Below are 10,054 nucleotides of genomic sequence, written 5' to 3' on the forward strand. Positions count from 1 at the left end.
ATCCTGACCAAGGCGCAAAAATTCACTTGATTAGAGCATAGAAATCTGTGCAAAAAAAGCCGTCTTGCGCTATTTAATCCTCTTCCGCAAGCGGGTGAAGGAGCTTTAATTCAATTTTTGGGGCTATCCGCCGCCAAGTTTCAAAGGTGCAAGCTGGGGTATTTTCACAAGCCGCAAGTGCGCAGCTTTCCAGCAATTGCCATTGACCCTCGGGCAGTTCGGGGAAGAAAGCATCGCCTTCGGGATTTAATGCCACGCGGGTTAAATAAAGCCGCGTGGCGAGCGGCAACGCTTGGCGGTAAAGTTCGCCGCCACCGACCACCATGATTTCATCGGCGTTTTGCTGCTGCGCCCAGTGATCGGCGCGGCTTCGCGCGGCTTCAAGGCTGGTAAAGACTTCTGCGGTGCCGGTCGATAAATCCGTGCGACTGATCACCAGATTAAGCCTGCCGGGCAAGGGTCTGCCGATGGATTCCCAAGTTTTGCGCCCCATGATGATGGGCTTGCCCATTGTCAGCGCTTTGAAGTGGGCAAGGTCTTGCGGTAAATGCCACGGCAGGCGGCCTTGGCGGCCAATAACGCGGTTTTCGCCTAAAGCGGCAATGAGCGCGAGCGGTTTCATCAGACGGCAACCTCGGCCTTGATATGCGGATGCGATTGGTAGCCTTGCAGGTCAAAGTCGGCAAGCGTAAAGGCGAACAGGTCTTTGCACTCGGGATTAAGCCGCATTTTGGGCAGCGGCAACGGTTCTCGGGAAAGCTGCAAGTCGGCCTGCGCCAAGTGATTGCTGTACAGATGGCAGTCGCCGCCGGTCCAGATCAATTCCCCCGGGGCAAAGCCTGTCACTTGCGCCAGCATCAGTGTTAGCAGCGCGTAGCTTGCGATATTAAAAGGCACGCCCAAAAAGATGTCCGCCGAACGCTGGTAGAGCTGGCAACTAAGCCTGCCTTCTGCGACATAGAACTGAAACAGCGCATGGCAGGGCGGTAGCGCCATTTGTTCGATAAGCGCCGGATTCCAGGCCGACACCAGCAGCCTACGCGAATCGGGATTATCGCGTAGCATCTGCACCAGTTGACTGATTTGGTCGATCTGGCCGCCATCGGGCGTCGGCCAACTGCGCCACTGATAGCCGTAGACCGGGCCGAGCTCGCCCTTCTCATCCGCCCATTCGTCCCAGATGCTGACCCCGTGCTGCTTCAGATAGGCGGTGTTGGTATCGCCGCGCAAAAACCACAGCAACTCAACGATGATGGATTTGACATGGCATTTTTTGGTCGTCACCAAGGGGAAACCCTGGGCTAAATCAAAACGCATCTGCTCGCCAAACAGGCTAAGGGTGCCGGTGCCGGTGCGGTCTTGCTTAAAGCTGCCGGTTTCGCGCACGCGGCGCATTAAATCAAGATAGGGCTTCATGAGCGGTCTTTTGTCGATAGGCAAAGCCGATTAACGCCGCGCCGCCAATCACCATCGGCAAGCAAAGCAACTGCCCCATGGTCAACCAGCCAAAGGCGAGGTAGCCAAGCTGCGCGTCCGGCTCGCGGACAAATTCCACGGCAAAACGAAACACCCCATAACACAGGCCAAACAGCCCGGAAACCGCCATGCACGGGCGCGGTTTACGTGAATACAGCCAGAGGATGACAAACAATGCCACGCCTTCCAGCGCGAACTGGTAAAGCTGCGACGGATGCCGCGCCAGTTGGTAAGGGTCGGCGGGAAAGACCATCGCCCAAGGCCAATCGGTCGCCCGCCCCCAAAGCTCGCCATTGATAAAGTTGCCGATACGCCCCGCGCCAAGGCCAATCGGCACCAGCGGAGCAATAAAATCCATCAGCGCAAAAAACGGTTTTTTCTCGCGCCGAGAGAAGAAAAATACCGCCAGCAGCACGCCCATCAAACCGCCGTGAAACGACATGCCGCCGCGCCAGACCTGCACAATCAACAGTGGCTGCGCCAGATAAGCAGGCAAGTCATAAAACAGCGCATAACCTAAGCGTCCGCCCAAAATCACCCCAAGCGCCACCCAAAACACCAAATCGGCGAGCTTCTCGCGGTTCCAGCTTGGCTCAAAAGCGGGCAAACGCTTGGCGGCGAGCAGCCAAGCCAGCCCAATACCGAGCAGGTACATCAATCCGTACCAGTGAATTTTTATCGGCCCAAGGGCAATGGCTACCGGGTCAATGGAAGGAAAGGAAAGCATGGATAACCTTGAGACTTACGGGAACTGTATTGAAGCACAGAGGCCGGATAAGCGCATCATCAGAGCAACTTCTGCTAGGCTTGCGCGACTTTGTGCATGGCTCTTCTTTTATGTCTAGCGCCCCTTCCCCGATCCGTCCGCTTGCCGATTTATTGCATAAGAAGCAGCCGCTGTCCAGCCTGCTGGCCAAGGCCGATGCTTTGCTTAGGCTCGAACAATTGCTGCACGCGCAACTTGCCCCGGCAGTGCGAGCGTTCTGCAAGGTCGCCTCGTTTCGTGATGGGCGTTTACTGCTGGTCGTGAGCAACGGGCAGTGGGCAACCCATCTGCGCTATCAAGAGCGCCGTCTGTGCCAAGCGCTGCAAGTGCTGCCGGAATTTGCCGGCATTTCGCGCATTGTGCTGAAGGTGCAGCCGCTTCTGGTGCAAAGCCAGGGGCGCGGCAGTTGCCCGCCGCTACCAGCCAAGGCGGCGGAAAGCCTGCACGCCTGCGCTAAAGACTGTAACGACCGCGCGTTGCAAAACGCCTTAAAAAAGCTCGCAAAACACGCCGAAAAATGACCGTTAAACCATGAACCAAGACTTGTTTGCCGTTACCGCTGCCCGTGAATATCTTTCCGTCAGCCAACTCAATAACCGCGCCCGCCTGCTGCTCGAAGACGTGCTCGCCGAGGTTTGGGTGGAGGGGGAGATTTCCAATCTGGCGCGTCCGGCTTCCGGGCATCTGTATTTCAGTTTAAAAGACAGCAAAGCACAGGTGCGCTGCGCGTTGTTTCGCGGCCATGCGCTGCGGGTGCGCACCGAGCTGCGTAATGGCCTTGCGGTGCGCGTGCACGGACGGGTTTCACTGTTTGAAGGGCGCGGCGATTTTCAGTTGATTATCGATAGCCTGGAGCCTGCCGGTGATGGCGCGCTGCGTCTCGCCTTTGAAGCGCTTAAGCGCCGATTAAGCGAAGAAGGGCTATTTGCCGCCGAACGCAAGCGGGCGCTACCTGCTTATCCGCAGCGCGTCGGTATTATCAGTTCGCCCAGCGGCGCGGTTATCCGCGACATTATCAGCGTATGGACTCGCCGCGCCCCGCAGCTATCGCTAACGCTCATCCCCACTGCCGTACAAGGCGAACAGGCCGCCGCGCAGATTGTTAATGCCTTGCAAATGGCTGCACTATGTCATTTTGACGCGCTGATTGTGGCGCGTGGCGGTGGCTCGCTGGAGGATTTGTGGCCCTTTAATGAAGAGGAGGTGGTGCGTGCGGTCGCCGCCTGCCCGCTGCCGATTATTAGCGCGGTCGGTCATGAAACCGATGTCACGCTGTGCGATTTTGCCGCCGATGTGCGTGCGCCCACGCCCTCTGCCGCCGCCGAACTGCTCGCGCCGGATAACAGCGAACTCATACGGCGCGTGAACACCCTCGCGAGCCGCCTGCATCTGCGCCTGCAGCAAAAGCTTTCCCAAGGACGCTTGCAGCTTGAGGGCATCCGATGCCGTCTGCGTCATCCTGGCGAACGGTTACGGCAACAAGCGCAGCGTTTGGATGACCTCGATATACGCCTTGCCCGCGCCTTGGCCGCCGTGCAGCAGCGCCATTATCAACAGCACTCGCAGCTTTCCCGGCGCCTCGCCGCGCAGCACCCCGGCCAGCGCTGCAAACTGCTACGCCAGCGCCTCGATGAGCTTAAAAGAAGGCTTAGCCAAAGCCAAACCACGCGCCTTAATCAGGCTCGCCAACAGATCAGCGCCTTGGCACAGCAGCTTCATCTGGTCAGCCCGCTCTCGACCTTAAGTCGCGGCTACAGCATCTTGCTCGATGAACAGGGCAAGGTACTGCGCCGCGCCCAAGATACCGCGCCCGGGCAAAGCCTTCAGGCACGGCTTGACGAAGGGAGTCTTAAGTTGCTGGTGCAAGCCTGTGATTAAATCGTTTATCCGGCGGCAACAAACAGGTATGATTACGCCCCGCCGTGCTGTCTGCTTTAAAGCCACCCATGCCTGCCATGACCCAAAACGCCCAAGCGGGCTGCCCCTCTTCTGCTGACACTGCCCCGCCGCTTCGCGTCAATGTGGAGCAAGCCTTGTTGCGTTACTTTGCCCATCTGGACGGGCAAAACGCTTGCGGCCTGTATGACTTGGTGCTGGCCGAAGTCGAAGCGCCGCTTTTGGAAGTCACCCTCGCCTATGTGCAAGGCAATCAGAGCCGAGCCGCCGAACTCTTAGGTCTTAATCGCGGCACCTTGCGCAAGAAACTTAAGCAATACGATTTACTGTAACCCTGCCGGAAACCTTTGATGACCTCTTCCCGCCTGCCCATCCGCCGCGCTTTGCTCAGCGTTTCTGACAAAAGCGGCATTGTCCCGTTTGCTCAAGAGCTTGTCGCTTTAGGCGTTGAACTGCTCTCCACCGGCGGCACCTTTGCCCTGCTGAAAAAAGAAGGCATTCGCGTCACTGAAGTCGCCGATTACACCGGCTTTCCCGAAATGATGGGCGGACGGGTAAAAACCCTGCACCCGAAAATCCACGGTGGCCTGCTCGGTCGGCGCGGCGAAGATGACGCGGTGATGGCGCAGCACGGCATTGAGCCGATTGATTTGGTGGTGGTCAACCTCTACCCCTTTGCCGAAGTGACCAAGAAGGACGATTGCAGCCTCGCGCATGCCATCGAGAATATCGATATCGGCGGGCCATCCATGCTGCGCAGCGCCGCCAAAAACCATCAGTCAGTCGCCGTTTTGGTGCGTTCTGCGGACTATGGCGGCGTTATTGATGCCCTTAAACAAGGCGGGCTGACCCAAGCCATGCGCTTTGATTTAGCGGTTCGCGCCTTTGAGCACTGCGCCGCCTATGACAGTGGCATTGCCAACTATTTGGGCGCTCGCTTACCCGCGCAGCAACCCTTTGCGCGTACCTTTAACGCGCAGTGGCATAAATCCTTAGATTTGCGCTACGGCGAAAATCCGCACCAGCAGGCCGCTTTTTATAGCGAAGCGCAGCCGCCAGCGGGCAGCATCAGCGTTGCCCGGCAGCGCCAAGGCAAGGCACTGTCCTACAACAATATTGCCGATGGCGATGCGGCGCTTGAATGCGTCAAATGTTTTGACCTGCCCGCCTGTGTGATTGTTAAGCACGCCAATCCATGCGGCGTGGCACAAACGGAGGAGGGACTCTGTGAGGCTTATCTTCGCGCCTTTAACGCCGATAGCGAATCGGCTTTTGGCGGCATTATCGCCTTTAACCGTGAACTGGACGGCAAAACCGCACAAGCCATCCTTGAACGCCAATTTGTTGAAGTCATCATTGCGCCTTCGGCCAGTGAAGAAGCGCTGACCGTACTCGCCAGCAAACCCAATATCCGCCTGCTCGAATGCGGCACCTGGGATAAACCGGCGCAGTCCTTGGAACTGAAAAAAGTCAGTGGCGGCCTATTAGTACAAACCGCCGATATTTGCGCCGATGAGCAGCAAAACGTCGTCACTACGCGTGCACCCAGCGAGCAGGAACGTGCCGACCTGCTGTTTGCCTGGAAGGTCGCAAAATTCGTTAAATCCAACGCCGTGGTCTACGCCAAAGACGGGCAGACGCTCGGTATCGGTGCCGGGCAAACCAGCCGCGTGGGTTCCGCGCGCATTGCTGGCGAACGCGCAGCCTTAGCCGGACTTTCACTCAAAGGCGCGGTAATGGCATCGGACGCCTTTTTGCCCTTTGCCGATGGTATAGAACGCGCCGCCGAACAGGGCATCAGTGCGGTTATCCAGCCCGGCGGCTCAATGCGTGACAACGAAGTGATTGCCGCCGCCAATGCCCATCAAATCGCCATGCTGTTTACCGGCGTTCGCCACTTCCGCCACTGAATTTAGGTTTTTCCATGAATATTCTGATTATCGGCAGCGGCGGACGTGAGCACGCGCTGGCATGGAAAATCGCCCAAGACGGGCGCGTATCGCAAGTCTTTGTCGCCCCTGGCAATGCCGGTACGGCGAGCGAGGCCAAATGCCGCAATATCGCCATCGACGTGCTGGCCATTGAACAATTGGCCGATTTTGCGCAGCAAAACCAAGTGGCGCTAACCCTAGTCGGCCCGGAAGCACCGTTGGTCGCAGGCCTGGTGGATTTATTCCAATCACGCGGCCTGCCCATCTTCGGGCCTACCGCCGCCGCCGCGCAGCTTGAAGGCTCCAAAGCCTTCGCCAAGGATTTCTTAAGCCGTCATCAGATTCCCACCGCCTTTTATCAGGTCTTTACCGAGACAGAAGCCGCGCTCGCTTATGTGCGCGAGCAAGGTGCGCCCATCGTGATTAAGGCCGACGGCCTTGCTGCGGGCAAAGGCGTTATCGTCGCCATGACGTTAAGCGAGGCCGAAGCCGCCGTACGCGATATGTTGCAAAGCAATCGCTTTGGGCAAGCGGGCGCACGGGTGGTGATTGAAGAATTTTTATCCGGCGAAGAAGCCAGCTTTATCGTCATGGCCGACGGCACAACCGCCCTGCCCTTCGCCAGCAGCCAAGACCACAAACGCGCCTTTGACGGCGACCTGGGCCCGAATACCGGCGGCATGGGCGCGTACTCGCCCGCCCCGGTAGTGACAGCCGCCGTCACGCAGCGCGTGATGGACGAAATCATCCGCCCCACGCTTGCCGCAATGGCCAAAGACGGCCATCCCTACCGCGGCTTTCTCTACGCCGGTTTAATGATTGACGAGAGCGGCGCGGCCAAAGTCATCGAATACAACTGCCGCTTGGGCGACCCGGAAACCCAGCCGTTACTGATGCGCCTTGACAGCTCACTGCTCGACTTGGTGCAAGCCGCACTGGACGGGCGCCTGGATCAAGTACAGGCGCAGTGGAACCCGCAGCCCGCCTTGGGCGTAGTGCTGGCCGCCCAAGGCTACCCGGGCGACTACGCCAAAGGTGGTTTGATCGAGGGCTTAGATAACGCCGTGTGCGAAAACGGCAAAGTCTTCCACGCCGGTACGGCTTTAAAAGACGGCAAAGTCTGCATTAACGGCGGCCGCGTACTCTGCGCCACCGCCTTGGGTGAAAACGTCGCGGCTGCCCAGCAAAACGCTTACCAACTCGCCAGCCATATCCAGAGCACTGAGCTGTTCTGCCGTAAAGACATTGGCCTACGCGCCATAACCCGCGAGCAAAGCCACTAAAAAACCCCTCTCCCACCCAGCCTGCCCTTTATTTTCGTTCTTCCGTCGCGAGGACAACGCGCAGCGTTGCAGGAGCAGGCTTGGCTGTGGCCGCAGCCATCGTATTCTATCGACCGATACGTGCGATGCGTGAACGGCCGCTGAGTGCATAAAGACGGCACTCGACCTTGGGCTAGCCCACCCACTGGCTACGAAAAGGCGGCGCTTCATCAGTAAAAACCACTCAACCACTCGTCCGGTAAAACCGGACTATGACATTGGCGGACTGGCGCGACAGCAAAATCGATATTTGTCAGATAAAAAAGTCTAATTTCTACAGGGTAGCCCGCCCTTAACCTCGCCGACCATTTTGTTAACGCCAACAAAAAAGGTTTACGCCCCTTCCCAAACACCCCCATCTATCCCCAATCAAAATCCGCTCACTCCATGTCGGAAACGTTCATTTTTAGCCACTTTTCTTCATTCTTAATATTGCTCACATCAAACTCTAACTTTCTGATTTTCAGCTCTTTCCTAGCCTTTTTCTGTTTATTTCCCCTATGACAAATAAAGCACCCAGGGTAATCAGGTGAAGAGCGTCGTTCTCATTCGTGTCGTCTTAAACACGCAGGCGACTACCTGATCGCATGCTCCTATCCTACATGTTGAGTCGTCCAATACGATTAAATGAGAAATAATCCTATCTACTAGCGCTTTTCCCCACGAATGGAGCATAAAGAATCGCCTCACCTGATTGCCCTGATAAACCACCTCTCACATATTGACAGGAAGCCCGCAAACCCGTTTAATGCGCTCCCTCGTTAGACACGCCCAGGTAGCTCAGTCGGTAGAGCAGGGGATTGAAAATCCCCGTGTCGGCGGTTCGATTCCGTCCCTGGGCACCAAAACATATTAAAAAATCAATAAGTTAAAGAATTTTTGGCTTGCTCAATTTTCCCTGCACCCACTTAAGCGCTACTTGCCCAATCGCGCAGCTTCATATGCTGCTTCGCTATTCGTCTTCGGTCAGCTTCTATTGCGAAGCTTTGCGCCAGTTGGTCAGCGTCTGCAAGCAAGTGGGCAAGCACGGCGGCGCGGGTTTGTTCTGCTTTGCAGCCTGCGGCAGTGGGGATTTATACCAGCGGGACGATGGGCGTATTGCTGGGCGAGGTCGTGCAGGCGGTTGTCAAAAGCAGTGCGCTCAGCAGAGGCCACGGCTTCCAGTTGTTTTTCAGTGTCACGGGTTAGCGCCTCCATTTGTGCATATAGGGCTTGTTCTTGCCGTCTCCAGCGCTTCGTTTAGCGCTTGTGTGTAGCGCTGCTGCAGTTTGGCGGCCTGGTCGCACCACTTGTAGCCTAGACCCCCGCAGCGCCACGAAGCCATTACTCGTCTTGCCCGAAAGCTGGAAATTTTGGATTTGGCGCGAACCATTGGGCATAAAGATTTGCACTCACTCATGATTGATTACAACGCGACCGCTTCTGAAATTGCCGGACGGCTGGGTTGACGACCTCGCGCCTTTGGTTTGGGTAGCTTCCCCTTGTTTTGTTTCGCCCAGCGGATAACGTCCGCGGCAAACCAGCGCCTCGCTGCCCGCTTGCCTGTAGCACAAGGTTGTATGGCTTCTGGGAACCCTGGCCGGACAACACGTTCTACTGTAACGGTAGATAATTTTAGATAAAGACGGCAAGCCGGTTTTGGACGAACAGGGCGAAACCGTCAAAGAGACGGTCAAACTGATACGGCCGAAAAACTTTCAAGCGCACCTGTTTAATATCGAGCAAATCGATAACCACAATCTGCCGCCACTGCCATCAAAAAGCAGCAAGCAAACTGGAACCCGATCGCCCGCGCCGAGCAGATTTTGACCGCATCCGGCGCAAACATAGGCCATCAGCCGGGCAACCGCGCGTTTTATCATCCGGAAAACAACCGCATCAGCTTGCCCGAGAAAAGCCAGTTCGAAAGCGCCGAAGGCTACTACGACACCGCGCTGCACGAGTTAGGCCATTGGACAGGCTACGAAAGCCGCCTAAACCGCGATCTCAAGCATAGCTTTGGCAGCCAGGGCTACGCCAAAGAAGAATTAAGAGCCGAAATCGCCTCGATGATGCTGGCAGGCGAAATAGGCATTGCCCACGACAGCGAACAAAACGCCGCCTATGTTGGGGCATGGATAAAAGTTCTTAAAGACGACCCACAGGAAATCTACCGCGCCGCCAAGGATGCCGAGCAAATCCAACGTTATGTTTTGGGTTTGGAACAAAAACAGCAGCTTGCACAGGAGCAAGAACAGCAGGAGCCACAAACCCAAACCACAACAGAGGCACAAATACAGCCGCAGCCGGCAGCGGAACCTGCCAAACGCCAATATCTGGCAGAGCCCTTTGAGCGCAAAGACGAAGCCAAAGCTGCCGGAGCGCGTTGGGATAAGGCGGCAAAGGCTTGGTATGCCGGGCCGCAGGCGGATATGGAAAAGTTGGCCAAATTCAAAGCGGACAATATCGCCATCCAGCAAGAGCTACCCATCCGCCCGCAAGAAGAGTTTGCCGCCGCCAGGCGCAGCATTGGCCTGGTGGTGGACGGCGAGCATCCGATTATGGACGGCAAGTCCCATCGGGTTGCGGTAGAGGGCGGCAAAAAAGGCGCAAAAGACGGTTTTTATGTGGCGCATCTGGACGGCAGACCGGCAGGCAGCATCAGCAACAACCGCACCGGCGCG

At 56.8% G+C, this 10,054-nt stretch carries 10 protein-coding genes and 1 tRNA gene; 8 read left to right on the forward strand and 3 right to left on the reverse strand.

Annotated features, from left to right (window positions below; translation table 11 throughout):
• Positions 1 to 73: 73 nt before the first annotated feature.
• The 3 genes from AXE65_RS09490 to lgt are packed head-to-tail and all read right to left on the reverse strand — an operon-like array spanning position 74 to position 2,203.
• Positions 74 to 622, reverse strand: coding sequence for a dihydrofolate reductase (locus AXE65_RS09490; protein ID WP_068391375.1), 549 nt, complete (start codon positions 620 to 622; stop codon positions 74 to 76).
• Entirely contained in the window at positions 622 to 1,416 is a 795-nt protein-coding gene (locus AXE65_RS09495) for a thymidylate synthase (RefSeq protein ID WP_068391378.1), read from the reverse strand. The genes AXE65_RS09490 and AXE65_RS09495 overlap by 1 nt, the downstream gene beginning before the upstream one ends.
• A complete protein-coding gene (gene lgt, locus AXE65_RS09500) occupies positions 1,400 to 2,203 on the reverse strand; it encodes a prolipoprotein diacylglyceryl transferase (RefSeq protein ID WP_068391381.1) in 804 nt (267 codons plus the stop codon). The genes AXE65_RS09495 and lgt overlap by 17 nt, the downstream gene beginning before the upstream one ends.
• A gap of 110 nt (positions 2,204 to 2,313) precedes the next feature.
• Here lgt and AXE65_RS09505 point away from each other — a divergent pair, with 110 nt between their 5' ends.
• The 8 genes from AXE65_RS09505 to AXE65_RS09540 all read left to right on the forward strand — a co-directional run.
• The gene (locus tag AXE65_RS09505) at positions 2,314 to 2,763 is read left to right on the forward strand and encodes a DUF721 domain-containing protein (protein WP_068391384.1); all 450 of its coding nucleotides are present in this window, start codon (positions 2,314 to 2,316) and stop codon (positions 2,761 to 2,763) included.
• A gap of 10 nt (positions 2,764 to 2,773) precedes the next feature.
• The gene (gene xseA, locus AXE65_RS09510; RefSeq protein ID WP_068391387.1) at positions 2,774 to 4,120 is read left to right on the forward strand and encodes an exodeoxyribonuclease VII large subunit; all 1,347 of its coding nucleotides are present in this window, start codon (positions 2,774 to 2,776) and stop codon (positions 4,118 to 4,120) included.
• Between the two features lie 77 nt (positions 4,121 to 4,197).
• Entirely contained in the window at positions 4,198 to 4,470 is a 273-nt protein-coding gene (gene fis, locus AXE65_RS09515) for a DNA-binding transcriptional regulator Fis (protein ID WP_068391389.1), read from the forward strand.
• Between the two features lie 18 nt (positions 4,471 to 4,488).
• Positions 4,489 to 6,048, forward strand: coding sequence for a bifunctional phosphoribosylaminoimidazolecarboxamide formyltransferase/IMP cyclohydrolase (gene purH, locus AXE65_RS09520; RefSeq protein WP_068391391.1), 1,560 nt, complete (start codon positions 4,489 to 4,491; stop codon positions 6,046 to 6,048).
• Positions 6,049 to 6,062: 14 nt separating this feature from the next.
• Positions 6,063 to 7,352 carry a phosphoribosylamine--glycine ligase gene (gene purD / locus AXE65_RS09525; RefSeq protein WP_068391394.1) on the forward strand — a complete coding sequence of 430 codons (1,290 nt, stop codon included), beginning with the start codon at positions 6,063 to 6,065 and terminating at the stop codon, positions 7,350 to 7,352.
• A gap of 808 nt (positions 7,353 to 8,160) precedes the next feature.
• Positions 8,161 to 8,236, forward strand: a tRNA-Phe gene (locus tag AXE65_RS09530).
• Positions 8,237 to 9,029: 793 nt separating this feature from the next.
• A complete protein-coding gene (locus AXE65_RS14175; RefSeq protein ID WP_239685065.1) occupies positions 9,030 to 9,200 on the forward strand; it encodes a hypothetical protein in 171 nt (56 codons plus the stop codon).
• A partial coding sequence (locus AXE65_RS09540; protein WP_239685066.1) for a zincin-like metallopeptidase domain-containing protein occupies positions 9,197 to 10,054 on the forward strand: 858 nt, incomplete at its 3' end. The genes AXE65_RS14175 and AXE65_RS09540, both read left to right, overlap by 4 nt.

Origin of the sequence: Ventosimonas gracilis (assembly GCF_001580025.1) — a bacterium.
GTDB lineage: Bacteria > Pseudomonadota > Gammaproteobacteria > Pseudomonadales > Pseudomonadaceae > Ventosimonas > Ventosimonas gracilis.